Here is a 25,383-nt window from a genome sequence, read left to right on the forward strand (position 1 = left end):
CATGGCGATTCATCGATCCGGGAGCACCATGGAAAAGCCGATCGCCCCTTCCTGCGAGAAGAATCGCGAACCCATCCTCGAGGTGCTGCGCGAGCATTTCGCCGACCGCCGCCATGTGCTGGAAATCGGCAGCGGCACCGGGCAGCATGCGATCTTCTTTGCCGAACATTTGCCGCATCTGCGCTGGCAAACTTCCGACCGCGCTGAAAACCTGCCCGGCATCACTGCCTGGCTGCAGGAGGCGGCGCTGCCCAACACCGTCTTGCCGCTCGAACTCGACGTCACGGCGGCCTGGCCGGAACAGCGGCACGATGCGGTGTTCTCGGCCAACACCTTGCACATCATGCCCTGGTCCGCCGTCGAGTGCCTGTTCGCCAGGCTGCCCGATGTGCTTGTTGCCAATGCCAGACTGGTCATCTACGGCCCCTTCAACTACGGTGGCCAATTCAGCAGTGACAGCAACGCTGCATTCGACCGCTGGCTCAAGGAAAAGGCGCCGCATCAGGGCATCCGCGATTTTGAACGGGTGCATGCACTGGCGCAGGCGGCGGGCCTGGAACTGCTCGAGGACCGGGCCATGCCGTCGAACAACCGCTGTCTGGTCTGGCAAGCATCGCAATGACCGGCTTGCTATGCCATGCGAATTGCGGCACGATCCGCCGCTCGTGCAATCCTTGCCGGGCGATCATGCAGGCGCCCGCCCTGACCAGAGAGACGCGATGAGCATCCGTGTTTGTATTCTGCCTACCCAGTACGACATCATCGATTTTCGCCAGGGGCGCCGTCCGGAAAACATTCTCGTGCGCGAGTTTGCCAGTGCGGCCGAGGTGCGGGCCTACGAAGACGGGATCGACGCCATCGACGATGAATATGACCGGCTCGAAGAGATCAGGGTGGTGGGCAGCAAGGTCATCCACAGCCATCGCTCGGAAGACCCCGAGATCGAAGGCCTGCTCCGGGTTGCCGAACAGGCTTTCGCCACGCCGGCCGAAGCCGCCGCCTTCTGCCTGGGCATCGCCGATGCCGACGGTTATGCCGCACCGCTGCTGGTCGACGATACGGACGATCGCTTCGCGCAACTGCTCGCCTGGTCCGGCGCAGCCTGAGACGGAACGGGCACGCTTTAACCCGGTAAGATAGGTCCGTCCTGTTCCGAGGTTGTCCCCATGCGTTCCTTCCTGCTTTTCCTGCATCTCGCCGGCGTCATCATCTGGGTGGGCGGCATGTTTTTCGCGCATTTCTGCCTGCGTCCGGTCGCTGCCGAACAATTGCCGCCGGCCCAGCGTCTGCCCTTGCTGTCGGCGGTGCTCGGGCGGTTTTTCGTGGTCGTGGCGCTGGCGGTTGCCGTCATCCTGGCCTCGGGTTTCGCCAGTCTCAAACTGACCGGTTTTGCGCTGGTGCCGCTGCACTGGCATGCGATGTCGGGTCTCGGCTTGCTGATGGCCGGAATCTTTGCCGTGATCTATTTCCGCGGTTATCCGCGCCTGCGGGCCGGCGTCGCGGCGGCCGACTGGCCGGCGGCAGGGGCGGCGATGAACCGGATCCGCCTGCTGGTGGCGACCAACCTGCTGCTCGGCGGGCTGACCCTGGCGGTGGCGACGCTGGGTGCCTACCTGGTTCCATGAGCGCTGTTGCCACGCCATGATCCTGCATCTGATCCGCCATCCCCAGCCGGTGGTCGAAGCGGGCATCTGCTACGGTCGACTCGATCTGGCGGCCGAAAATGCCGCCGAGGTCGCCGCCCGTTTGCGTGCCGAATTGCCGCCGGGGCTGCCGGTCTGGAGCAGCCCGCTACGCCGTTGCCGCGAACTGGCCGGTTTGCTGCATCCGCAGCCGATACTCGACGAACGTCTGGCCGAGATGGATTTCGGCGCCTGGGAAGGGCTGGCCTGGGATGCGATCCCGCGCACCGAACTCGATGCCTGGGCCGCCGATGTCGCCGGTTACGCCCCGCCCGGCGGCGAGTCGCCGCGCCAGTTGCAGCAAAGGGCGCTGGCCTTCGTGGCCGACTTGCGCGAGCCGGAGGCGGTGATTGTTACCCACGCCGGGGTGATCCGCGTTTTGCTGGCCGCCTGGCAGGGCCTGCCGGCTTCTCGCTGGACCGAACTTTCCTTTGCCTACGGGTCGTGTACGCGGTTGGTGCTTGGCTCTTAGTGCGACAAAAGCGGGGCCGGGCACTAAAATGGCGGCCATGAAAATTGCCATCATTCGTCAGCGTTACAACCCTTTCGGCGGAGCCGAGCGTTTCGTCGAACGGGCTTTGGGGGCGCTGGCCGGGCAGGGGGCCGAGGTCAGCCTGATCACCCGCAACTGGGATGGCGCACCGGCCGCAGGTTTTCGCCAGGTGACCTGCGATCCGCCGTATTCCCGGCTGTTCGGCGGACGTGCCGCGCGCGACCGCTCCTTTGCCGCGTGCGTGCAGCAGGAAATGGCGCAGGGCGGCTACGACATCACCCAGTCGCACGAACGCATTCCCGGCTGCATGATCTTTCGCGCCGGCGACGGCGTGCATGCTGCCTGGCTGGCACACCGGGCGCGCATTCTCGGGCCGCTGCAACGGCTGGCGCAGGGGTTTTCCGGTTTCCATCGCTACATCCTGACGGCTGAAAAGGCGATGTTTGAACACCCGGCGCTGCGTGCCGTGATCTGCAACTCGCAGATGGTGGCCGATGAAATCGTGCATTTTTACGGGGTCGACCGCTGCAAGCTGCATGTGATCTACAACGGGGTCGATACGACGGTTTTTCATCCGGGCCTGGCCGACGAGTTTCGCGCGTCGACGCGCCGCGAGTTCGGGATTCCGGAAACCGCGCCCCTGTTGCTCTACGTCGGCAGCGGTTTCGAGCGCAAGGGCGTGCCGCAACTGCTGGCGGCCTTTGCCGCACAGCCCGGACAAACGGCGCATCTGGTCATTGTCGGCGCTGATCGCAAGCTCAAGGCGACGCGGCGCGAAGTTGAACGGCGCGGTCTGGCCGGGCGTGTGCATGTCCTCGGTGCGCTCAAGGATGTCCGCCCCTGGTACGGCGCGGCCGATGGTTTTGTCCTGCCCACCCTCTACGATCCCTGTCCGAACGCGGTGCTTGAGGCGATGGCTTGCGGCCTGCCGGTCGTGACCTCGACCAGTTGCGGGGCGCGTGAATGGGTGGTCGATGGGCAAAACGGCTGGGTGGTCGATGCACTTGATGCGAAGGGGCTGGCGGCGCGACTGGCTGATCTGGCCGCGCTGGCCGGCAATGCCGAGGCCCGTTCCGCCGCCCGCCGGGCAGTCGAGGCCCTGACCCTGCCGGCGATGGCCGAACGATTGCTTGGCCTCTATGCGCAACTCAATTCGGCCTCGGGGGGATAGGTATAATGCCCACCTTTTGGATCCTCGGTCATGCGGCCTTGCTTCGATGCTGTAGCCGTATCCGGCTCAGCTGATGCCGAGTATCTTGGCAGGGCTTACTGCCTCAACTCTTATTCTATGACAGGATGCAGCGTTCTATGAAGTCAGACAAACATGTAGGGGTACTTAATAGTCGGACCCTGTATCGTCGGCTCATGGTTTTCGTCCGTCCTCATTGGAAGATGTTGTTGCTTGGGCTGTTTCTTAGCGCGCTGGCTGCGGCAGTCGAGCCGTTCTTGCCTGCCCTGATGAAGCCCCTGCTCGATAACGGATTTCGCCCCAAGGGCAATGGGGATACAACGGACACCCTGCTTGGTCAGTCGCCATGGATTATTCCGACGGTCATCTTGCTAGTGATGACTTTTCGCGGGATTGTGACCTTCTGTGCCGGCTACGCGATGTCATGGGTCCAGATTCGTTTGGTAAATAATTTGCGCCAGCAGATGTTCGAACATCTTGTCTGTTTGCCCATGAGCTTTTTTGAGCAAAATGCTTCGGCGCGCAATATCACCAGAATCACCAATGACGTAAATAGTATTGGCAATGCCGCGACTACCGTCGGCGTGACTATCGTTCGCGAATCATTGTCTTTTGTCGGCCTGATGGCCTGGCTGGTGTACTTGAATTGGCAACTTACGCTGGTCACGCTAACGGTGGCTCCGTTTATCGCTTGGGTAACCAAACTCATCGGCCGACGACTCAGGAATATGAGTCGAGCATCACAGGTCGGCCTTGCCACGATGACGCAAAGCGTTCAGGAAGCAATCCTTTGCCAGAAAGTACTCAAGGTTTTCGGTGGAGAGAAGCAAAGTGCCGCGCATTTTTCTCGGGTCAACGATGCCATGCGCGGATATGCGACCCGAACGGCGGTTGCTGCCTCGGCAGGAACGCCTCTCGTACATTTTTTTGTCACCATTGCCATTGCTGTCGTTATATTCATGGCATTGACGCAGGCTCAGGATGGCGCGACAACGGTTGGCTCTTTCGTATCATTCATCACGGCCATGCTCATGCTCCAGGCGCCCCTGAGGGCCCTCGCAGGGGTCAATGGTCCCCTGCAACGTGGTTTGGCCGCTGCCGAAAGTATTTTTCAGTTGCTCGACACCCATCGCGAGCCAGACCCGGGAACTATTGCAATTGACCGGGCCAAAGGCCGCATTGAGCTGCGCTCTCTTCATTTTCGCTATCCCGGAAGCGAGAATGATGCTTTATCCGACATCAATCTTGTCATCGAACCTGGCCAGACAGTTGCTCTGGTCGGCTCCTCGGGGAGTGGTAAAACAACCTTGGCAAGCCTCTTGCCACGTTTCCATTCCCCGACTCAGGGAAATCTGTTGATCGATGATATCGACTGTCGGAATTTGACCCTGGCAAGCCTGCGTTCGCAAATTGCGATCGTTTCCCAGGAAACCTTGTTATTCAATGATTCAATTCGCGCAAACATTGCTTATGGTGCGATGGCAAATGCTTCCGCCGAAGCGATTGAGGCTGCTGCCGCCGCCGCCAATGCGCTCGAATTTATTCACGCGCTACCAAACGGATTTGATACCGTCATCGGTGAGAACGGTTGCCGTCTTTCCGGCGGTCAACGACAGCGTCTCGCAATTGCCCGAGCCATGCTCAAGGACGCTCCGATCCTGATTCTGGACGAAGCGACCTCGGCGCTGGATAACGAATCGGAGCGGATAGTCCAGGAAGCTCTCGAGCATCTCATGGAAAATCGAACGACACTGGTCATTGCCCACCGATTGTCGACCATAGAAAAAGCCAATCTGATTGTTGTCATGCAGCAAGGGCAGATCGTGGAGTCGGGAACTCATGCCGATCTCACGAAGGCAAACGGCGTTTACGCCCGTCTGCTCGGCACGCAATCCCTGTTGGACTGATATTGATGTACAAGCCACCGTTGGTGATTTATCACAAACAGCTTGGTGATGTCTTGCTACTCGAGCCTGCGCTTGCCAAATTGGCTTCCTGGGCGGGAGGGAGTGTCACGCTCGCCACGCGTCCGGGATTTTCGCCAATGATCCAATTGATGGACAGTGTCGAGCCGATTCCAAATGGGATTTTCCGACAGGCTTCCCAGGTCGTTTCTTTTGATCCGCGTTCACGAGGATGCTTGCTGTCACTGACCACCTGGGCTCGGGAAAAGCGTTTGATCGTTTCCCAAAAAAAACACCTCAAGGCGTGGCACGCCTTGTTTTTCCCGACTCAGCGCCGCGTTGCAAGCGACTCCCGATATTATCGGGCCGAGTACTTCTTTGATGTAATGCCGTGCGAATCGAAGATGGCTTTTCGTCCTCCGAAGTTGTCTCGCCCCCCAGGCGACTGGCACCCTCAATCGCTTCCGGAAAATTACGTTTTATTGCATCTGACCTCGGCCTGGCAACGGAAGTCCTGGCTGGCGGAACGTTGGGTTGCGACGATCAATGAACTGTCCCGCCAAGGGTGGGGGCCGTTTGTCATAACAGGCGGAGGGGCTGAGTGGGAAAAGCAATATATTCAGACCATCGTGAATTCGGTCGATGTTGAAATCATCGACATCAATGGCCGTACCAGTTTGTCGCAATATCTCTCCGTAATTGCAAATGCCAAGGTCTTGTTGTGTATTGATGGATCGTCCTCACATATCGCATCTGCATTCGGAATTCCCTGTGTAACTTTGTTTGGGCCGAGCAATCCATTACATTGGCATTGCCCAACGCAGGGGGCGATTGCAATTGATGCGCGCAAATACAGTAGCGAACCCAAGCCTTCAACATCCTTTATTTCGGTAGACTCGGTTGTTTCTGCATCTTTGCTATTAATGAATAATTAACGATGGGCATTTAAAGAATTGGAACTATTGCATTAATGAAACCAAAAAATGTACTTTATGTATATAGCGGAAAAGCTAGAGCAAAAGCCGGCGGTTTGGACTTGGTTGTAAGACAACAACTACAGGCCTTGGTTGAATCGGGTTATAAAGTCACATTTGTTTCTCGTGGTGTTTACGAACATCCCTTGGTGCGGAATGTTTCATTAAAGGTAACTCCCGCACATGTTTTTTCTTCGCTAAGATCCAAATATTATTACAATGCCCAGCATCGATTTTTCTCTTTTTTGGGAGGCTTGCTGCTGCGAGTAAGTGATTTTGATATGGTGATTTCCTGGGCCCACCAGAGTAAATATTTATTTGGTGTGGCTAATGGAAAAGGCGTAAAAACATTTTTGAATTGTCCCGCGAGTTATGCAGAGCGCAAGCCGGGGGCGAGCCAAGAAATATTTCTCTGGCCATCCGTTAACGAAAAATATGCCGAAGAAGAGCGCAAACGCGCTGATTTTCTGTTGACTCCGTCCGACTACGCAAGGAATTCATATATATCTGCAGGTTTTTCTCCCGACGTGGTTTTTAATATTGGAAGAGGGGCCGATATCCAACGTTTCTCCCCGGAAACTACCGCTGGAGAGCCATTTCGTCTCGTTTTCTTTGGTCTGGTCTGCGATCGAAAAGGTATCGTTCAGGCGCTTGAGGCATGGCGGCGTGCCGCTGTAAAGAATGGCGAATTCTGGATTATTGGCCACCTGCTTAATGATTTCGGGCTTGATTTATCGAAAGATCTCCCGGATGGCGTGTTCTTGAAGGGGTTCTCCAACAGTCCTGAAAAATACATTAAACAATGCCATGTCCAGATATTGCCTACCCGACATGAGGGAATGGCAAAAAGCTTAGTCGAGGGAGCCGCCTGTGGCCTGGTGACAATCACAACGCCTGAGTCCGGTTTCCCTGTGCTGGAAGGAGAAACCGGCTATTTTGTGAGCAGGGATGATGTTGCCCGGATGTCCGAATTGATTCGATATTTGGCGGACAATCCTGTAGCTCGGTGCGAAATGGCGAAGAAATCCCGCAAGTTTGTGGAAGACAATTTGACCTGGCCTATTTTCAGAGAGCGCTTTGTGTCGGTAATAAAGGAAAATCAGGGTTAGTTCTTTCCGGTGTCTCGAGTATGTTTATCAGCCGCTGGGAAATGACCTGTTCGGAAAAGTATTGATCGACTATTCGTTTTCCCTCTTCTCCCAGTTCCCTTCTGGTTTTTTCCGAAGCCATTAATTTATTTATTGCCTCGACCATTTCCTCGTTATTTTTTGTCGCGTAGCCAGCTCCGTGTGTCCACTGTGCATTGATGCCCACGTCACTGACCACGACAGGCTTTCCGAAACTCATGTATTGCAAGGCTTTGTAAGCGCATTTGCCCCTGGTGTGTTCGTTATCCGCCAGCGGCATCAATCCGATATCAATTTGATTCAAGAATTCCATCTCGGCTGCGGCAGACCATTTGGTAAATTTGAACTCTGTGAATGATTCAAGTTTTGGCGGCTTGTCGCACATGATGGAAAGCTGGAATTTTTTGTGTTCCGACATCAGCTTTAAAAAAATGGGTTCCATCTCTTCGAGGTAGGGCAGATTTGCCGCCGTTCCTATCCAGCCTAAGGTAATCGTTTCGTTGTTGGTTTCCTGGCCGGGGGGGGACTGGATCGCCAGGGCGGTCGGTAGTATGAATACTTTTTTTGCACCATATTCTTCGGCCTTTTCCTTCAAGAAGGAGTTTCCCGCTATTGCCGCATCAACTATGCTGCAAACAAATTTGAATCGACTCCTGCATTTTCTCGATACCTTGTAGTCCCCATTTTTCGTATGGCGGATGTGGACCGAGTCGTCAAAATCGAAGTAAAGTTTTTTGGCAACTGCCCTTATGATCAATAATAGCAGTGGTGATAGCAGCTGTTTTTGTATTATTACGATGTCTGCTTTTCTGATCAGAGGGATTGTTTTGAATAGTTGAATGATGCCAAGAGGAGCAGGGGTACGTAATTGCCGAAATTTTTCTGCAATATATGGCTCAAGTTTTATAATTCTGAGGCGAAGGCTCGGCAGGTTCGCATTATTGTCTTTTGTTAACCAGAGAATTAGTGGCTTTTGGGTCATTTTTTGCTCGACTATTTTTGCTGTTCAAACGTTTTCTATTAAAGGAATGCCGCTTTCTTTCGAGAACTCCTCATCATTCGTAAAAATCGGAAGTCCTACTTCAACAGCCCTGCGTAACGTCAACAGATCCCCGGTGGTATGCGCCCTTTTGAAATTTAGGTTGTTGTAAGCATGTCCTTGTTTGCTTAACGAAAAGCCGCTCATCAACACTCTTTCGGCACCGAGATGCAGTGCCAGAAGAACGGTGAATATCCCGTTCGAAGGTTGTTGCTCTCTCTCGGGAAGCTTCATGCGGAGAATGTCTTCCATGATGGAAATTCTATCGGAAGTGCTGAGAATCGATAGCGTTTTATATCGATAGTTCAGCATGAGAAGTCGGAAAATGACATGAAGTTTTTTCCGAAAACTGGTGCTTCCGCTGAGTACTACAAGATTTTCGGTACGACATCCGCGTAGCACTTTTCTGGCTGCTACGTTGACATTGTATTTGGTCTTGATCAAAGATGTATTGAATATGGTTGCGGTTGGTGTTGTTTCCAATCCCAGCTTTTCTAAGCTGGCTTGGGATCCATTTATTGTTATGACTTCCCAGTCTTCCTTCTTTCCCGGGGGGGGAGATGCGCCGGGAGCTGATCCTAGTGCAAAGACCGGTTTTTTGTTAAAGTCGAACAATAAAGAGCTCTTTTTCTGATTCATGATATTATTGAATTGTCCAAGTGTTTTTGATTTTCCGGGTGCCGAAATAAAATATTTCGTATGGCATTGCATTTAAAGTGCCTTGTGTATGGCGATTATTTTCTTCCGGAATTCCATTCGTGTCAAACTGCATTGCTTTGTCTAAGGTAATGTATTTATTAATTTTAGATTATTGTATATGTCAAAACTCTCGGTTTGTATTCTAACTTTTAATTCAGGCAGAACACTGGAGCGATGTTTGCGTCCTGTCCTATCCATAGCAGACGAGATTGTTGTGGTTGACTCGGGGAGCACGGATGAGAGCAATGCTATTTCGAAGAGTCATGGAATATCTCCCCATTTTCAAGTCTATGAAACGCACGCGAAGCAGATGAACTTTGCAATCAGTCTGGCCGCTCATGACTGGGTACTGTGTTTGGACAGCGATGAATTTCTTGATGAAGTTTCGATTGCGAATATTTGCTCGTTAAAACCGGACCTGATCGATGATGGTGTTGGGTATCGCATCACTCGATACTGGCATGTTCTGGGTGAAAAAGTAAGGGCTATTTATCCGGTTTCATCACCCGACTACCCTGTTCGCTTATTCAACAGAAAGAAGGTTCGATTCAATGACCAACCTGTTGATGACAAGCCGATGGGATTTTCGTCGGTGGCTTTGATCCACGGCGCAGTAGTGCACGACACTTTTTTTTCTCTGGATGAGGTTTTTTCCAAGGCCAATAGTTACACGACGCGTTTGGTTAAAAACAAGTCGATCGATGCAAGTGTTGCAAGTGTTTTTCTCAGTCCTCTGTTTGCATTTGCCAAATGGTATTTCCGGAAAGGCGCCTGGCGAGACGGAGCTATCGGTCTTGTCACGGCAGGTTATGCCGCTGTGTATTCTTTCTTGAAGTATTTGAAAGCCTGGGCGAAAAAGCGGGATATGCCGCTTAAATGATGTTTATCAATTGTTTGGTCATCTTCCTGTCTTGATCTTGTCCTTTTGCGGGTTGGGGCACGAAATTTAATTCGCTTCTTGAACGTTTTATTAACACTTTGATTTGAGTTGGTTAATATGAAAATATTGAATCCCGATCTTGAGGCTAGTCTGAGCCGCGGCGAAGCAATTAAATTGGAGCTAGGGTCCGGGGGGAAGCGGCGAAGCGGGTTCTTCGGGGTTGATATTTTGGAAATGGACGGCGTCGATGTCGTTGCCGACCTGAATGAGCCTCTCAGTTTGTTTCCGGACAATTGCTGCGATAGTATTTTTAGCAGTCATGCTTTTGAGCATGTTGATAAGTTCATGCAACTGATGAAGGAAATTCATCGGATCGTGAAGCCCGGTGGACGGGTGGAAATAGTGGTTCCCCACTTTTCGAATGTTTACGGATTTTCCGATCCGACGCATGTGCGATTTTTTGGCCTGTACACCATGAATTATTTCGTCGATAAAGCGAAACAGCCCAAGGTCAGGAAAGTCCCGGTTTTTTATTCGGATACTAGGTTTGGCGTTGATTTGGTAAGGATCGAGTTTTACAGGGCCTCGTTTTTCGATAAATTAATCTACCCATTCATAAAGACCATCGTTAATTTTAGTAGTGGAACACAAGATACCTACGAAAGAAGGTTTGCGTTCATGTTTCATGCACGCCAGATAAGGTATGTTCTGCGGCCGGAAAAATAGAGCGTTAATCATTAGAATCCATATTCCGAAAATATGATTTTCGGAAATCGTCGAGCGATGACCTGAGAAACTGGCTCGACTTTTGAGGCTTGTCGATCGATACCGGCAGCTTTCCCGGAAGCAATATTGCCATTATCGCGCCTCGTCGCTTTTATTCGAGTGCAGCTTGATGGGCGACGGGTTTCCGGGAAGGAGCCTTGCGCGCCTGCTGGCCTAGTGCGCCGCTTCCCAGTTTGCCCCAACGCCAACTTCGACGAGTAGCGGCACCTTCAGTTCGGCGACCTGGCACATCAGGCCGGGCAGTTGGGTACGGACTTCACTTAGCTCGGCGTCGGGCACTTCGAGCACCAGTTCGTCATGCACCTGCAACACGAGGCGTGATTGCAGCGCGGTGGCGTTCAGCCAGTCCTGCACGGCGATCATCGCCAGCTTGATCAGGTCGGCGGCGGTGCCCTGCATCGGCGCGTTGATCGCGGCGCGTTCTGCGCCCTGGCGGCGGTTGCCGTTGCTCGAGCGGATATCCGGGAACCACAGGCGGCGGCCGAAGGCGGTTTCGACGTAGCCGGTCTGGCGCGCCATTTCGCGGGCTTCTTCCATGTAGCGGGCGACGCCGGGGTAACGCGCAAAATAGCGGTCGATATAGGTCTGTGCCGCGCTGCGTTCGAGGTCGAGCTGGCGGGCCAGGCCGAAGGCGCTCATGCCGTAGATCAGGCCGAAATTGATGCTCTTGGCGACGCGGCGCTGGTCGGGGCCGACCTCGCCGAGGGCGACGCCGAAAATCTCGGCGGCGGTCGCCCGGTGCACGTCTTCGCCGAGGGCAAAAGCCTCGAGCAGGCGTTCGTCGCCGGAGAGATGCGCCATGATGCGCAGCTCGATCTGCGAATAGTCGGCCGAGACGATGCTGCTGCCGGCCGGCGCGATGAAGGCAGTGCGGATCTTGCGGCCTTCCTCGCTGCGCACCGGGATGTTCTGCAGGTTGGGATCGCTCGAGGCGAGCCGCCCGGTGACTACGGCGGCCTGCGAGAAGTGCGTATGGACGCGGCCGGTCTGCGGATTGACCATGCGCGGCAGCTTGTCGGTGTAGGTGCCCTTGAGCTTGGACAGGCTGCGGTGTTCGAGCAGCAGCTTGGGCAGCGGGTAGTCGAGGGCGAGTTCGGAAAGCACTTCCTCATCGGTCGACGGCCCGCCCGAGGGTGTTTTCTTCTTGACCGGCAGGCCCTGTTTCTCGAACAGGATTTCGGCGAGCTGCTTGGGTGAGGCGAGATTGAAGGGCTGGCCGGCGAGTTCGTAGGCCTGTGCCTCGAGCGCCATGATCTTCTGGCCCATCTCGTGGCTCTGCCGCGCCAGCACGGCGCTGTCGATCAGGATGCCGTTGCGTTCGATCTGCCAGATCACCTGGCGGGCCGGCATTTCGATGTCGTGATAGATGCGGTGCAGGCCGGGTTCGCCGGCGAATTGCGGATGCAGCACGTTGTGCACGCGCAGCGTCACGTCGGCATCTTCGGCGGCGTAGGTGGCGGCGCGTTCGATATCGACCTGGTCGAAACCGATCTGCTTGGCGCCCTTGCCGCACAGGTCTTCGTAGGCGATGGTGGCGAGCCCGAGGTGGCGCGAGCAGAGCTGGCCGAGGTCGTGGCCCTTGTCGGACTCGATGACGTAGCTCTGCAGCATGGTGTCGTGGGCGATGCCGGCCAGCGCGATGTCGTGATTGGCGAAGACGTGCTGGTCATACTTGGCGTTTTGCAGCACTTTCTTGCGGTCGACCGCTTCCAGCCAGGGTTTCAGCTTGGCCAGCACTTCGTCCAGCGGCAATTGGTCGGGCGCGCCCGGCGCGGTGTGGCCGAGCGGGATGTAGCAGGCCTCGCCCGGCGTCACCGCCAGCGAGATGCCGACGATGCGTGCCTCGAAGGAACCGAGGCTGGTCGTTTCGGTATCCAGGGCGGTCAACGGCGCGTTTTCGATCTTTTTCAGCCAGGCTTCAAGCTGCGCCCAGGTGAACACCGTCTCGTAGTTCACTTCGATGCTCGATGCCGCTGCCGCCGGGGCGGCTTCTTCTGGCGTCGAGGTGCGCGCCGGCAGGGCGGCGCCGGCCTGGGCGCCGTCGATTTCGCTGAGCCAGCTGCGGAACTGGTAGCGCGTGTACAGCGTGCGCAGGGTGTCGTTGTCGCGCGGCGTCGCGGTGAGCTGGCTGGGGGCCGGCAGGTTGGAGAGATCGCAGGCCACGGTGACCAGTTTCTTGCCGAGCGGCAGGAAGGCGAGGTGGTCGCGCAGGTTCTGGCCGACCACGCCGCCGATTTCGTCGGCATGCGCAACGATTGCATCGAGCGAGCCGTACTGGTTCAGCCATTTCAGCGCCGTCTTCGGGCCGCACTTGGCAACGCCGGGCACGCCGTCGACGGTATCGCCGACCAGCGCCAGGTAATCGACGATCTTGCCCGGCGGTACGCCGAACTTGGCTTCGACGCCGGCCTCGTCGAGCAGCTCGTTGCTCATCGTGTTGTACCAGCGCACCAGCGGATTGACCAGTTGGGTCAGGTCCTTGTCGCCGGTGGAAATCAGCGTTTCCAGGCCGTCGACCGTGGCGCGCGTGGACAGCGTGCCGATCACGTCGTCAGCCTCGACGCCGTCGACCATCAGCAGCGGCCAGCCGGCGGCCTTGATGGCGGCGTGCAGCGGTTCGATCTGGCTGACCATCTCGGGCGGCATCGGTGGCCGGTGTGCCTTGTATTCGGGATACCAGTCGTCACGGAAGGTCTTGCCCTTGGCGTCGAAGACGACGGCCTTGTAGTCGGCCTTGTAGTCGCTTTCCAGACGACGTAGCATGTTCAAAACGCCGTAGATGGCGCCCGTCGGCTCGCCAGCCTGGTTGCGCAGGTCGGGCAGGGCGTGGAAGGCACGATAAAGGTAGGACGAACCGTCCACCAACAACAAGAGAGGCATGAGAAGTGACGGAAAGTGAAAAACTGGTGATGGGCGTGGAATCCGAGGCCCTGTTGCAATCGGCATCGGCCCGGGAATCCTGGCGGATTTTCGGCATTATGTCAGAGTTCGTCGAGGCGACCGAACGTCTGGCGGCGATCAAGCCGGCCGTGACCATCTTCGGCAGCGCCCGCGTCAAGGAAGGCTCGCCTTATTACGAACTGACCGAAAAGACCGCCCGCCTGCTCTCCGACTCCGGTTTCTCGGTCATCTCGGGCGGTGGCCCGGGCATCATGGAGGCCGCCAACAAGGGCGCCTTCTACGGCAAATCGCCGTCGGTCGGCCTCAACATCCAGTTGCCGCACGAGCAGCAGAACAATCCCTACCAGGACATCTCGCAGACCTTCCGCCACTTCTTCGCGCGCAAGTACATGTTCGTGCGCTTTGCCAGCGCCTATGTCGTGATGCCCGGCGGTTTCGGCACCCTCGACGAACTGATGGAAGCGCTGACCCTGATCCAGACCGGCAAGGCGCGCAAGATTCCGCTGATCCTGGTCGGCACTGATTTCTGGAAGGGCATGATCGACTGGTTCAGGGAGAAACTCGTCGAGGAAAAAATGGTCGACCCTGAAGACATCAAGCTGATCCAGTTGATCGACCAGCCGGAGCAGGTTGTCGAGGCCATTTTCAAGCATTACGAAGCGCGTCCGTTCACGCCCCTGCCGAACGAGCGCGAACTGATGCTCAACCTGTAATAAAATCAGGTCCAGATTACCGAGGAAACCTTCATGCGCCGCCTTCTTCCCCTGTTGTTGCTTGCCGCCCTGCCTGTCTGGGCGCAGACCGAGCCGCAGCCGCTGCCCGCCATTCCGCCGCCGCCACCCGGCATGGAAGCCTTCGATGCCGCCCTCGAGCCGCAGGTCACCATCGTCAAGTCCGAAAAGGACTCGCGCGAGGAGTTCCGCATCAAGGGCAAGCTGTACATGATCAAAGTCACCCCGTCGGTCGGCAAGCCGTACTACCTGGTTGACCGTCAGGGCGACGGCAATTTCATCGAAGCCGATATCGCACCCAATCCGGTCCGCCCGCCGATGTGGGTCATCCACAGCTGGTAAGCCTTGTCGGTCTACACCACAGTCGGCCGCAGCGAACTGGCCGACTGGCTCCGGCCGCTCGGCCTGGGTGAGTTGCTTGAGCATGCCGGTATCGCTGCCGGCATGCAGAACTCCAATTATTTCGTGACGACAGCCAGCGGCCGCTACGTGCTGACGCTGTTCGAGCATATCGACGCTGCTGCCCTCGATTTCTATCTGGCCTTGATGGATCACCTCGCGGTGCGCGGCATTCCCTGTCCGCAGCCGCTGGCCGATCATGCCGGCCGCCGCTGGCGCACGCTGGCCGGTAAGCCGGCGGCGTTGCTCAGCTGCCTGCCGGGCGCGCCGCTGGACGCACCCGCAGCGGTCGACTGCGAAAAACTGGGCGAAATGCTCGCCCGCCTGCATCTGGCTGCTGCCGATTTCAGCGACCCCTTGCCCAATCCCTGTGGCGCCGCCTGGCGGGCGCGGGTCGGTGCCTGGCTGCTGCCGCAGGTCGCGCCGGCCGAGCGCGAGCTGCTCGCCGACGAACTGGCCTTTCAGGCGGCGCAGGATTATTCGGCGCTGCCGCAGGGCGTGATCCACGCCGACCTGTTCCGCGACAACGTGTTGTGGGCGCCGGATGGTCGACTGTCCGGCGTGCTCGATTTCTATTTCGCCGGTGCCGATGCCTGGTTGTTCGATCTGGCCGTGGTCGCCAACGACTGGTGTTTCACTGACGCAACACTCGCCGCGCTGCTCGCCGGCTATGCCGGACAACGCCCGCTCACACCGGCGGAGATGGCCGCCTGGCCGGCCATGCGGCGAGCCGCGGCACTGCGCTTCTGGCTGCTCCGGCTTGAGGTCAGGCACCGTCCACGCGCCGGTGAAGTGGTGACAATCAAGGATCCGGACGATTTTGCCCGCCTTTTGCAGCGTTTTCGCCTTGCCGACGCGGCCTCGCCCCGTTAGCATCCGCGCATGAACGAAACTACCGCTTTTCCCATGGCGCCGGCCGCTTTTACCGGCGAAAGCCGCGAAGTCGACCCGGGCGCCTGTTTTGACTGGCTGCGTCAGGGCTGGGCCATGTTCCTGGCCAATCCGGGTGTCTGGATCGGTTGTTCGGTCCTGATGCTGATCATGCTGATGGCCATCTCCATCGTGCCTTTCTTCGGCCAGGTTGCCGCGCATCTGCTGGTGCCCCTGTTCGGCGCCGGCATGGTGCAGATTTGCCGGCATCTGGCGAACGGCCAGGAGCCGCAGATTGCCGACCTGTTTGCCGGTTTTCACCACCAGGCCGGGCAACTGGTCATGGTCGGCGTCTTTTTTGCCGCCGGCGTTTTCGGCATCGCCTTCATCGCTTTCCTGCTGGTGACCGGCGGTGTGCTCGGTGGCGTCGTGACCGGCCGCGTTGCCGGCTTCGGCATTGCCTTCGGTGGCGTCATGCTGGCCGGCCTGCTGGTCATGGTCTTGTCCATCCCGGTGATCATGGCAACCTGGTTTGCCCCGGCGCTGGTCTTCTTCCATGACATGAAGCCGCTCGATGCGATGAAGGCCAGCTTTGCCGCCGGCGCCAAGAACTGGCTGGCGATGACCATTTTTGGCGTCTTCCTCGTTGTCGTGCTGTTCTTCGCCATGCTGCCGCTCGGCCTCGGTCTGTTGCTGCTGCTGCCAGTCTTCTCCGGTGCGGTGTACGCCTCGTACCGCGACATTTTCGTGGGCAGCTGACGGTGCGCGCCCAGACGCTTCCTGCCGTTGCCGGCTGGCGCTGGATCGGAACCGGCTTCCTGATCTTCCGCCGCAATCCGCCGATGCTGGCGATCCTGGTGGTGACCTACTGGTTCACGCTGATTTTCCTCAACATCCTGCCGGTACTCGGTGCGCTGGCCGCCTCCATGGTCGTGCCCGGCCTCTCGGTCGGCCTGATGCAGGCGGCGCGCAACCTCGAGCGCGGTCAGCCGGTCAGCATCCAGACGCTGTTTGCCGGCCTCAAGGAAAACACCCGCACGCTGGTCGCCCTCGGTGCCCTCTACCTGTTCTGCACGCTGGGCATACTCGGGGTTTCGGCGTTGGTCGATGGCGGCGACCTGCTGCGTTACATGCTGGCAAACACCCGCGCCGAGCGCGCCGCTGTCGAGGATGCCGATTTCCTGCTGCCCGGGCTGGTCGTCATGCTCCTGCTCGTGCCGCTGCTGATGGCCTACTGGTTTGCGCCGGTGCTGGCTGCCTGGCATCGCCTGTCGCTCGCCAAGTCGCTGTTCTTCAGTTTTGTCGCCTGCTGGCTGAACTGGCGTCCCTTCCTGACCTACTGTGCCGGCTTGCTGGTCGTTGCCGGGGTGATTCCCGGTCTGCTGCTCGGCATCCTGCTGATCCTGTTTCCCGGCGCCGAGGGCTTCATTACCACGCTGGTGACGGTGCCGATGGCACTGTTCGTTGCGCCGGTCATCTTCGCCAGCTTCTACGCCGCCTACCGCGACATCTTCGGTATATCCGAAATTGTCTGAACCGCTCGGCATTTTCGGCGGGACTTTCGATCCCGTCCATTTCGGCCATCTGCGTCTGGCCGAGGAGTCGATCGGTCATCTCGGTCTTGGCGGCGTGCGCTGGATTCCTGCCGGCCAGCCACCGCATCGTGGCGCACCGCAGGTAACCGCGGCACAGCGCCTCGAGATGGTCAGGCGGTCGACGGCGGGAAATGCCCGTTTTTCAGTCGACGCCAGCGAGGTCGAGGCCGCGGCGCCGAGTTACACCATTCATACCCTGGAGCGTTTGCGCCGCGAACTGGGCAGCACACAGTCGCTGGTCCTGCTGGTTGGTGCCGATGCCTTTGCCGGCCTGGCGAGCTGGCATCGCTGGCGCGATATTCTTGCCCTGGCGCACATTGCCGTGTCGCACCGGCCGGGTTTTCCGGTCGAAATGGCGAGCCTGCCCGACGAACTCGCCAGCGAATTCAACGCCCGCCGGCTGAGCGATGTTGCCGGCCTGAAAGCCTCTGCCAGTGGGGCTATCGTCACTTTCGCAATGACCCAGCTGGCGATTTCGGCAACCCAGATTCGTAAGCTGCTGGCCAACGACCTGTCGGCGCGCTATTTGCTGCCGGATGCCGTTCTCGACTATATTCAGACTAATTCCCTCTACAGAAACTCCTAATGGACATACGCAAGCTGCAAAAAATCGTCGTTTCCGCCCTCGAAGACATCAAGGGCAAGGAAATCGAAGTCATCAACACCAGCAAGCTGACCTCGATGTTTGATCGCATGGTCATCGCTACCGGTGATTCCAATCGTCAGGTCAGGTCACTGGCCAACAACGTGCAGGAAAAGGTCAAGGAAGCCGGCGGTGAAGTGCTCTCCACCGAAGGCGAAGACTCCGGCGAATGGGTGCTGGTCGATCTGGGCGACATCGTTGTCCACATCATGCAACCGACCGTGCGCCAGTACTACAACCTCGAAGAACTCTGGCAGGCTACGCCTTCCCAGCGCAAAAAAGCCGCGGAGCAGGGCAAGCCTGAATGAAATTGAGCGTACTCGCCGTCGGCCATCGCCAGCCCGGCTGGGTCAGCGAAGGTTGCGCCGAGTACCTCAAGCGCATGCCGCGCGAGCTGCCGGCCAGTGTCACCGAAATCAAGCCTGAGCCGCGTGGCTCGAAAACCCGCGAGCAGTTGCTGGCGGCCGAAAAGGCGCGCATCCGCGAAGCCCTCGCCGCCGGTAGCCGCATCGTCGTGCTCGACGAGAAGGGCGACGATCTGACCACGCTCAAGCTCGCCAAACGTCTCGAAACCTGGATGCTCGACGGGCGCGATGTGGCGCTGCTGATCGGCGGCGCCGACGGCCTCGACGAAGAATTCAAGCAGCAGGCCGACGACCGCCTGCGCCTGTCCAGCCTGACCCTGCCGCATGGCATGGCGCGGCTGCTGCTCTGCGAGCAGCTTTACCGCGCGGTCAGCGTGTTGAAAAACCACCCCTATCACCGCGAGGGTTAACCGCGCATGCGTATTTATCTTGCCTCGCGCAGTCCGCGCCGGCGTGAACTGCTGACCCAGATCGGCATTGCCTTCGACACCGTGCTGTTTCGTGACGGCGAGCGGGCCGATCCGGAAACCGACGAAACCCCCTTGCCTGGCGAGCCGGCGCTGACCTATGTCGAGCGCGTCGCGCGTGCCAAGGCCGAGCATGGCGGGCGCATCATCGGCTGGCGCAAGCTGCCGCCGCGTCCGGTGCTGTCGGCCGACACGACTCTCGAGTTCGACGGCGAGATCATCGGCAAGCCGCTCGATGCGGCCGATGCCACGGCCATCCTGCGTCGCCTTTCCGGGCGCACGCACCGCGTGCTGACCGGCGTGGCGGTCAACCATCTGGGACGCACCGAATTCATGCTCTCCTCGAGCGAAGTGCGTTTCCGCGAACTGAGCGGCGAGGAAATCCGTCACTACGTGATGAGCGGCGAACCGATGGACAAGGCCGGTGCCTATGGCATCCAGGGCCGGGCCGGGGTTTTCGTCGAATATCTTTCAGGGAGTTATACTGGTGTGATGGGTTTGCCTGTTTGTGAAACAGGTGAGTTGTTGAAACGACTGGGTTTTTCTTCGTTTTGATGGTGGGAGTGTTTTACCTGGAATGAACTGATTGCTGATCCACTGTTTCCTTCTGTTTGTATCAGGGAAGCGGGATACTCCCCGGCTTTAACGTAGCAGTGCCGCGGAATCCGAGCTTATCTAGTGCGATTTTGGATTAGCGTTGTAAGAGTGCAGTGATGCGGTACCGGCGTTCAGAAATCGCTTCAGAAAGTTTGTCACCATGGATTCCCCTGCTTCTATATTTTCCAGGCTCTCCGATTATTCGATGACTCTGGGCGAAAAGCTAGCCGTCATAGGCGAGGATGATTGCCTTACGTTTCGACAGCTGAATTTTCTGGTTGGCCAGTTGGCAGCTGATTGCCGAGGTATCGGGGCAGTCCCCGGACGGGTGGTCGGGTTACGATTTGGCGATCCACTTAAACATCTGGTTGTCAGCTTGGCCTTGCTGAAAGAGCGGGTGACGCAGGTAGCAATTCCTCCGGGTGGGAGTGCTTCCGTCCAGAAAAAAATACTCGATAGTACGGCAGTGGGGCTGATCGTCGGCGATGTCATTGAGCCATTGTTCGAAGGTGTACCTCTTGCTTTGATCGATTCCGACTGGCATTGGCGTTGGGAAAAGCCTTTTCCTGTGCGAACTGATCGAATTGCTGTTGATTTGCAAGTTGCCGGTCCGGCTTTGGTTTTTCTGGGGTCTGGAACCACAGGGCAGCCCAAGGTTATGGCAGTTGATTTTGATTTGCTGAGCCACCTGATAAAGCGGGATTTGGCAGTTCGTGATTTCAGGGAGGGAGAGCGGCATTATTGCGAGTCATCTCTCGATTACTACACGGCAAAACGACGTACCTTTGGTTGTCTAGCCGCGGGCGTGACGGTGATGCTTCCCCGGGGACCGGCCCATCGTCTGGTGGCTTACTGTCAGGAACACGGAGTACATCATGTTTCGCTGACGACAAGCCAGGCAACGACCATGCTGGCACGCGAACAGGCATTTCCCACTTCTGATTTCCCTCGATTACCTGCCTTGCGCTCGATTTTTGTGGGCAGTTCCCCGGTGAGTGAAAATACCCGCCAGCGCATACGCCGTGAAATTTCAGGCCAACTTTTTGTGGTTTACGGTGCGAATGAATTCGGTGAGGCAACCGTTGCTTCACCTGATGACCTGGACAGGCATCCTGGTACCGTGGGCAGAGCGTGTCCAGGTGTCTTGCTGGAGGTTGTGGATGATTCCTGCAAGCCTTGTCGGGCTGGCGAGAATGGGCATATTCGCCTCCAGTCATCGCCGATGATGCATGGATATGAAGGTGATTCCTCCGCCTCGAACAAGAATTTCCGGGATGGCTGGTATTACCCGGGAGATCTCGGGAGTCTGAGCGAGGACGGTAACCTGATATTTCGGGGAAGACTGGACGACATGATGATTTGCCGGGGGGTGAATATTTACCCGCGGGAAATAGAAGTGGTTCTGGAGTCGCATCCAGCTGTCAGCGAAGCTGCAGCCTTTCCCATGCGGACTGAAACACTGGACAACTTGCCCTTTGCCGTCGTCGTGTGTGCGGAAAATGTCAGCGAAGCCGAGCTGATGAAGTACTGCCAGACGCACTTGGGGTGGCGCAGGCCACTGAGAATATTTTTTACCGCAGCTTTGCCACGTAATCAGGCCGGCAAGGTACTGAAGCGCGTTCTAGCCCAAACTGTGGCGGAGCGGATCAACGCCAGGAAAGTGTAGGTTTGCCGATGCGCTTTTTGAAGCTTGTCCGGGGCTAGTAACGGGATATTAGAAGGCCACCGTCAACGTGGATGGCCTCGCCGGTGGCAAAAGGCAGCTTTCCGGTTGCCAATGTTTCGACTGCATTGGCGACATCCGCTGGCTGGCCCCAGCGATTAATGGGGGAAAATCCGTTGGACAGCCTGCTTTCGTAGGCATCCCTGACCGGCCGGGTCATGTCTGTGGCGATCAGGCCCGGCCTGATTTCGAAGACATGGATGTTCTCGTCGGCCAGACGAACGGCGAAGAGCTTGGTCATCATGCTCAGGGCCGACTTTGCGATGCAGTATTCGCCGCGGGTGGTCGAGGCAGCCTCGGCGTTGGACGACGATATGGTGATTATCGAACGGTACGAATTTGTTGGGTTCGCGATCATCCAGCGAGCAATGCGCTGAGTCAGAAAAAAGTGGGCACGTAAATTGACCGCTATTTGCTCATCGAATGACTCTTCGCTGATGTCCAGTAAATCCCCACGGCTCCTTACCGAGATGCCGGCATTGTTCACCAGGCAGTCAATGCGTCCGAATCGCTCGATAACGGCGTGCAAAACTCCCTCATGGCGTGTGGTGTCGGAAATATCGAAAGGCAGGGTCAGTACCTTTGCCCCAAGATTCAACAATCGCTCTTCGGCTGCCTGTAGTGCAGGAGAGTCCTTTTTACCGTTAAGAACGATCGAGAACCCGGCGTCGGCCATGCGCTCAGCTGTGGCCAGGCCGATACCGCGACTGGAGCCGGTAACCAGTACTACAGGTTTTTCTTCCATGACGTATTTCCTAGCAGACATAGGATTTTAGGTGTGCGACAAGTCTTTCAGCGCTCGATGTATAGCCCTTCTTTGTGCTTGAAGAAATGTTTTTGCCAACCGTGGTCAATTTGTTGATTTGGTCGACCGGCATGGTGGTGTAAAGCAATTCGTCGGTTTGAAGAAGAAGAATGATTGCCTCGACGCGGCGGTCAAGCAATAGGGCCTGACAGCGCCTGCTTGCCCCGATGAAGGGATAGGGCATGGTTTGTCCTGCCGGGTTGCAGGTGTGTTCGTGGCTGGTGAGAAAACATTGTGTTCCACTGCTGACGAATTCCTGTTGCCTTTGCCGTGCTACTGCCAGTGCGGTCTGGTCGCCCACGATGACCTCAATCGGAATGCGGCCATCGTTCGCCAGCAGCCGGTGAAGAAATGCTGGGATATGACTTCGTGAAATCTCGGCCCCACCAAACAGGGGGGCGAAATTTACCTCGTTGATGATGGCGCCGTTCTTGTGCCATGGCACTTCAATGTCCGGGGAAATGATGTCGACGCCAACGACTTCCAGACCGAACAAACTGGCCGCACGCAGAGCGACGTCCAGATTGTCCGGGTGGAGGCGCTCGGTATACTCTTCATCATGACCACCGCTTGCGGTCGATTCTATTGCCCTGAGCGGAATCCATACGCCTTCCGGTGGTATCGAGTGCAGTGAGAATCCTGCCGCGGTGATTGCCTGCACGGCGAGGTCGTCGTCAGGGAAGTGTTCGCTCTTGAGCCATGGTGGACTGTTTGCCTCAATCCGGTTTGCCTCTGCAATCAACTCGGCCACGGTTTGTGTGCCGTTCCCCCGGATGGATTTTGGTAGTCGTTTCACGGCATAAAGTAATTTGCCGGCAAAGATGAAAAGCCGATGGCAGACACCCGCGACTTCGCGTTCGATGATGATCTGCCTCGATTTGGATAGTTTGCTGGCAGCTTCGAATGCCTGGGCAAGTTGCTCGTCGTTGCCTATGCCGACGCTTATTCCCTCTCCTCGGTCCAGGTCGGTAGGTTTCACGACCACCGGCCAGCCGAGTTTCCGGGCAACCTGAACGGCGTCATCGATGCTGTTGACCACCCCATGCTCAGGGGCAGGAAGCCCCGCCATGCGAATCAGGTTGGCCGACCAGACCTTGTTCTGGGAAAGCTTGGAACCCATGGCGGAATCTGCGTCTGTCGTTGAACGATCCATTCGCCTTGAATTCGCACCCCAGCCCAACTGATATACCCCTGCTTCAAGGTGCATGAAGGGAATGTTGAGTCTATGCGCTACGCGAAGTACCGGAATCGTCGATTTCCCGGCAACAACCATCTTCTGCAGGGATGGTTTGATTTTCTTCTCGATGGTGTTGTAAAGACGCTCCGTGTTTTTCGGTGTCCGTGGCGTGTCAACGCACCATTTCAGCAACTTGACGGAAAATTCAATCGCGGTTGAAAAGGCTCTTGGCGGAATGTGCTGAATGCTGACGGTCGAGATATCGGCGTTCCAGAGAGAGGAATCCATCTCCTTTCTAACGACCTTGTGAATACATCCCGTGTCGAAGGCCGGGATGTTTCCCAGTTGCAGTAGTGCCGTGTTCAACAAAAGGCAGCGCCAAACAAATTCCAGAGGGGTACTGCTTACGGCATCATCTGCCTGGTCGGAAGCCGGCTTGACAGGCTTGATGGCCAGAGTGTTTTCAAGCCAGTCGTCGAGTTGCGCAAAATCGATGTGGTCCGGGCAGTCCAGAACCAGGGTGCGCCGGCGCATTGGTTGCCGTAGTGTATTTGCGGTCTCGGCTGGGAACGAAGTGCTCATTCGCTGGTATTCCTTCTTGCCCTGAGGCGATTTAGCAACTCGCGCACTTGATCAACACGTTGGTCAACCGTACTTGGCTGCGAGGAAAGATAGAGTCGGGGCACGGTAGTCAGTTGCTCAAGCAAACCCCGGTACATGGCGTGGGAGAGAATGCGCGGACTCAAGCTCTGCTGTCGATGGAGTCCCGCCTCGTTTAACTGCTCATCCTGCAGTCTGATCATGGGGGTGATGATGACGAGATCCAATTGTTGAGCCTCTTTTTGTACATGTCCGAGAAGCTTGCGTGTAAGGAGGTCGTTGTCTCGTTGGATCCCGGCGATCAGCCAGCGCTGAAGTATGTCAAGAGCCCAGCGGTCGGCGATAAAGCCACCGGGGAATTTTTCGTGAAGGGCAACGCGACCATTGAGCCAGCCCTCGCAGACTTGCCCATAGGCACGCTCTGCACGAGAGATTCTCTCGGGGGATGTCTCGCCTTGTCTCGCTCTGTGGACCTGATTGATTGCTTCGACTACCGGTTGAAGTTGTTCTTCAATTGCGGGTAGGCCAAGGGCAGCTGACAAGGCATGGCAAAGCGTGGTTTTCCCCGTTCCCCCGGAGCCGGATATCGCGATTTTCAATTGATCTCCAAATTTGCAGTTGGGTGCAGGATTTCGACCTGTGCCCCTCATTTATTGGTGATGATAAATCAGTGGCGCAGCTCCGGCGTAACTCGCTGCCGTCAGGCATTTTTTTGTAAAGAGCGATCTGGTCTTGAAGGTTTCCTTCCATTAAAGTTCAAGACTTGAGGAGCTCAGCGATTATGGATGATCTGGCAAGAGCATTGGCGGCGATTGATGGTGTGATGGCCGTTGGATTAGGTGGGTCGAGAGGGCTCGGAATCGCCGATGAGCATTCGGATTATGATTTCGTGCTTTTCCGCGACGGGGGTGATCCGGTCGATGCCGGACGCATCGGGGCAGCTATCAAGCCATTCGTTGATCGCGCCGATCTGCAGGTAAGTGGCAATTTTGTTCAGGCACAGGTTCAGGGAAGAAAGCTTGAAGTCTTTCAAAACGATCTGGCAGTAATAGCGCGTGAAATAGGGATGGCGCAGGCCGGCAAATTTCGCTGGACTGTTCACCCACTTCTGCCGCACGGCGATCTTAGTACGCGCTCGATAAGCCATTTGGTGTTTACTGAAATCTGTCATGAGAACAATTCAGTAATTCGCACCCTCAGGGCGAAGGCTCTGCCTTTCCCTTTTCCCCTGAAAAATTCACTGGTCAGGCATTTTATCAGGCAGTCATCCTATTTGATGACGCATGCTGGAAAAGTCAGAAAAGCGGAGGACGTCCAGAACCTGATTGCATTGATTTCCGGGTTCGTCTATTTCGTGAACATTGTCATTTTTTCCCTGAACGATATGTATCCGGTCCTGGAGAAGGGAGCAGCCCGGCTTATTCCGACCTTGGCCTATTGCCCTCAAGAATATACCGGAATGGTCAGGGGGCTGTTTCAGGCTGCCCTTGATGGTAATTCCAAGTCAGTTAATCGGATAATGGCCGGGGTGGTTGGGGAGCTCAAAACTCGTGCTGGAATTGGATTAGGGAAAAATAACGCTCTGATCCATCCTTGAATTGAGTACTGAATCCTTCGCGACAATAGAAAACGCCCGATGAAATCCATCGGGCGTCTTGTTGACCAAGGGTTGAGCTAGCCAATCCTTCGTAAAAGGTGACAACCTATTTCAGGACGGGTTACGTTCGAAAGGAAAGA

27 protein-coding genes are annotated in these 25,383 nt (G+C 56.7%); 21 read left to right on the forward strand and 6 right to left on the reverse strand.

Annotated features, from left to right (window positions below; genetic code table 11):
• Positions 1 to 28 precede the first annotated feature (28 nt).
• The 8 genes from KI612_RS00640 (at position 29) to KI612_RS00675 (ending at position 7,351) form a co-directional block, all read left to right on the forward strand.
• Positions 29 to 622 carry a DUF938 domain-containing protein gene (locus KI612_RS00640; RefSeq protein WP_226441899.1) on the forward strand — a complete coding sequence of 198 codons (594 nt, stop codon included), beginning with the start codon at positions 29 to 31 and terminating at the stop codon, positions 620 to 622.
• Positions 623 to 719: 97 nt separating this feature from the next.
• Positions 720 to 1,106 (forward strand): hypothetical protein, encoded by a 387-nt coding sequence (locus tag KI612_RS00645; RefSeq protein ID WP_226441900.1) that lies wholly within the window; start codon positions 720 to 722, stop codon positions 1,104 to 1,106.
• A gap of 60 nt (positions 1,107 to 1,166) precedes the next feature.
• A complete protein-coding gene (locus KI612_RS00650) occupies positions 1,167 to 1,625 on the forward strand; it encodes a CopD family protein (protein ID WP_226441901.1) in 459 nt (152 codons plus the stop codon).
• Positions 1,606 to 2,154 (forward strand): alpha-ribazole phosphatase, encoded by a 549-nt coding sequence (gene cobC, locus KI612_RS00655; protein WP_226441902.1) that lies wholly within the window; start codon positions 1,606 to 1,608, stop codon positions 2,152 to 2,154. The genes KI612_RS00650 and cobC overlap by 20 nt, the downstream gene beginning before the upstream one ends.
• 37 nt (positions 2,155 to 2,191) lie before the next feature.
• Positions 2,192 to 3,346 carry a glycosyltransferase family 4 protein gene (locus tag KI612_RS00660; protein ID WP_226441903.1) on the forward strand — a complete coding sequence of 385 codons (1,155 nt, stop codon included), beginning with the start codon at positions 2,192 to 2,194 and terminating at the stop codon, positions 3,344 to 3,346.
• A 137-nt stretch (positions 3,347 to 3,483) separates the two neighbouring features.
• The gene (gene msbA, locus KI612_RS00665; protein ID WP_226441904.1) at positions 3,484 to 5,271 is read left to right on the forward strand and encodes a lipid A export permease/ATP-binding protein MsbA; all 1,788 of its coding nucleotides are present in this window, start codon (positions 3,484 to 3,486) and stop codon (positions 5,269 to 5,271) included.
• 5 nt (positions 5,272 to 5,276) lie between these two features.
• A complete protein-coding gene (locus tag KI612_RS00670; protein ID WP_226441905.1) occupies positions 5,277 to 6,203 on the forward strand; it encodes a glycosyltransferase family 9 protein in 927 nt (308 codons plus the stop codon).
• Between the two features lie 35 nt (positions 6,204 to 6,238).
• Complete coding sequence (locus KI612_RS00675) at positions 6,239 to 7,351, forward strand: glycosyltransferase family 4 protein (protein WP_226441906.1); 1,113 nt, start codon at positions 6,239 to 6,241, stop codon at positions 7,349 to 7,351.
• Here the strand turns inward: KI612_RS00675 and KI612_RS00680 are convergent.
• Together KI612_RS00680 and KI612_RS00685 are read right to left on the reverse strand one after the other, a co-directional pair.
• Complete coding sequence (locus KI612_RS00680) at positions 7,308 to 8,351, reverse strand: glycosyltransferase family 4 protein (RefSeq protein WP_226441907.1); 1,044 nt, start codon at positions 8,349 to 8,351, stop codon at positions 7,308 to 7,310. The two genes, KI612_RS00675 and KI612_RS00680, sit on opposite strands and share 44 nt — an antisense overlap.
• A gap of 24 nt (positions 8,352 to 8,375) precedes the next feature.
• Positions 8,376 to 9,119: a hypothetical protein gene (locus tag KI612_RS00685; protein ID WP_226441908.1), complete on the reverse strand. Its 744-nt coding sequence runs from the start codon at positions 9,117 to 9,119 to the stop codon at positions 8,376 to 8,378.
• A gap of 106 nt (positions 9,120 to 9,225) precedes the next feature.
• On the opposite strand from KI612_RS00685, the gene KI612_RS00690 reads away from it, so the two are divergent.
• Both KI612_RS00690 and KI612_RS00695 read left to right on the forward strand, forming a co-directional pair.
• Positions 9,226 to 9,987, forward strand: coding sequence for a glycosyltransferase family 2 protein (locus tag KI612_RS00690; protein ID WP_226441909.1), 762 nt, complete (start codon positions 9,226 to 9,228; stop codon positions 9,985 to 9,987).
• 117 nt (positions 9,988 to 10,104) lie between these two features.
• Complete coding sequence (locus KI612_RS00695) at positions 10,105 to 10,713, forward strand: class I SAM-dependent methyltransferase (RefSeq protein WP_226441910.1); 609 nt, start codon at positions 10,105 to 10,107, stop codon at positions 10,711 to 10,713.
• A 213-nt stretch (positions 10,714 to 10,926) separates the two neighbouring features.
• On the opposite strand, the gene polA is transcribed toward KI612_RS00695, so the two are convergent.
• Positions 10,927 to 13,653: a DNA polymerase I gene (polA, locus tag KI612_RS00700; protein ID WP_226441911.1), complete on the reverse strand. Its 2,727-nt coding sequence runs from the start codon at positions 13,651 to 13,653 to the stop codon at positions 10,927 to 10,929.
• A gap of 29 nt (positions 13,654 to 13,682) precedes the next feature.
• On the opposite strand from polA, the gene KI612_RS00705 reads away from it, so the two are divergent.
• The 10 genes from KI612_RS00705 to KI612_RS00750 all read left to right on the forward strand — a co-directional run bounded on the left by KI612_RS00705 (position 13,683) and on the right by KI612_RS00750 (position 21,007).
• A complete protein-coding gene (locus tag KI612_RS00705) occupies positions 13,683 to 14,387 on the forward strand; it encodes an LOG family protein (RefSeq protein WP_226444085.1) in 705 nt (234 codons plus the stop codon).
• 33 nt (positions 14,388 to 14,420) lie between these two features.
• The gene (locus KI612_RS00710; RefSeq protein WP_226441912.1) at positions 14,421 to 14,747 is read left to right on the forward strand and encodes a DUF2782 domain-containing protein; all 327 of its coding nucleotides are present in this window, start codon (positions 14,421 to 14,423) and stop codon (positions 14,745 to 14,747) included.
• A 3-nt stretch (positions 14,748 to 14,750) separates the two neighbouring features.
• The gene (locus tag KI612_RS00715) at positions 14,751 to 15,677 is read left to right on the forward strand and encodes a homoserine kinase (protein ID WP_226441913.1); all 927 of its coding nucleotides are present in this window, start codon (positions 14,751 to 14,753) and stop codon (positions 15,675 to 15,677) included.
• A 9-nt stretch (positions 15,678 to 15,686) separates the two neighbouring features.
• On the forward strand, positions 15,687 to 16,433 hold the full coding sequence (locus tag KI612_RS00720; RefSeq protein ID WP_226441914.1) for a BPSS1780 family membrane protein: 747 nt from the start codon (positions 15,687 to 15,689) through the stop codon (positions 16,431 to 16,433).
• 2 nt (positions 16,434 to 16,435) lie between these two features.
• Positions 16,436 to 17,209 carry a BPSS1780 family membrane protein gene (locus KI612_RS00725; RefSeq protein ID WP_226441915.1) on the forward strand — a complete coding sequence of 258 codons (774 nt, stop codon included), beginning with the start codon at positions 16,436 to 16,438 and terminating at the stop codon, positions 17,207 to 17,209.
• Complete coding sequence (gene nadD, locus KI612_RS00730) at positions 17,202 to 17,855, forward strand: nicotinate-nucleotide adenylyltransferase (protein ID WP_226441918.1); 654 nt, start codon at positions 17,202 to 17,204, stop codon at positions 17,853 to 17,855. The genes KI612_RS00725 and nadD overlap by 8 nt, the downstream gene beginning before the upstream one ends.
• Positions 17,855 to 18,220, forward strand: a complete 366-nt coding sequence (gene rsfS, locus KI612_RS00735) for a ribosome silencing factor (protein ID WP_226441919.1) — start codon at positions 17,855 to 17,857, stop codon at positions 18,218 to 18,220. Before nadD ends, rsfS begins: the two co-directional genes overlap by 1 nt.
• Entirely contained in the window at positions 18,217 to 18,687 is a 471-nt protein-coding gene (rlmH, locus tag KI612_RS00740) for a 23S rRNA (pseudouridine(1915)-N(3))-methyltransferase RlmH (RefSeq protein ID WP_226441920.1), read from the forward strand. The genes rsfS and rlmH overlap by 4 nt, the downstream gene beginning before the upstream one ends.
• A gap of 6 nt (positions 18,688 to 18,693) precedes the next feature.
• Positions 18,694 to 19,299: a Maf family protein gene (locus tag KI612_RS00745; RefSeq protein WP_226441921.1), complete on the forward strand. Its 606-nt coding sequence runs from the start codon at positions 18,694 to 18,696 to the stop codon at positions 19,297 to 19,299.
• Positions 19,300 to 19,501: 202 nt separating this feature from the next.
• The gene (locus KI612_RS00750) at positions 19,502 to 21,007 is read left to right on the forward strand and encodes a class I adenylate-forming enzyme family protein (RefSeq protein WP_226441922.1); all 1,506 of its coding nucleotides are present in this window, start codon (positions 19,502 to 19,504) and stop codon (positions 21,005 to 21,007) included.
• A 34-nt stretch (positions 21,008 to 21,041) separates the two neighbouring features.
• Here KI612_RS00750 and KI612_RS00755 read toward each other — a convergent pair whose 3' ends face one another.
• From KI612_RS00755 to KI612_RS00765, 3 genes are read right to left on the reverse strand one after another with little or no spacing between them, the layout of a single operon-like run.
• On the reverse strand, positions 21,042 to 21,809 hold the full coding sequence (locus KI612_RS00755) for a 3-ketoacyl-ACP reductase (RefSeq protein WP_226441923.1): 768 nt from the start codon (positions 21,807 to 21,809) through the stop codon (positions 21,042 to 21,044).
• Between the two features lie 10 nt (positions 21,810 to 21,819).
• Positions 21,820 to 23,628, reverse strand: coding sequence for an ATP-binding protein (locus tag KI612_RS00760; protein ID WP_226441924.1), 1,809 nt, complete (start codon positions 23,626 to 23,628; stop codon positions 21,820 to 21,822).
• Positions 23,625 to 24,245, reverse strand: a complete 621-nt coding sequence (locus KI612_RS00765; protein WP_226441925.1) for an AAA family ATPase — start codon at positions 24,243 to 24,245, stop codon at positions 23,625 to 23,627. The genes KI612_RS00760 and KI612_RS00765 overlap by 4 nt, the downstream gene beginning before the upstream one ends.
• Before the next feature lie 182 nt (positions 24,246 to 24,427).
• Here KI612_RS00765 and KI612_RS00770 point away from each other — a divergent pair, with 182 nt between their 5' ends.
• Positions 24,428 to 25,243: a nucleotidyltransferase family protein gene (locus KI612_RS00770; protein ID WP_226441926.1), complete on the forward strand. Its 816-nt coding sequence runs from the start codon at positions 24,428 to 24,430 to the stop codon at positions 25,241 to 25,243.
• Positions 25,244 to 25,383 lie beyond the last annotated feature (140 nt).

Origin of the sequence: Quatrionicoccus australiensis (assembly GCF_020510525.1) — a bacterium.
Lineage (GTDB): Bacteria > Pseudomonadota > Gammaproteobacteria > Burkholderiales > Rhodocyclaceae > Azonexus > Azonexus australiensis_B.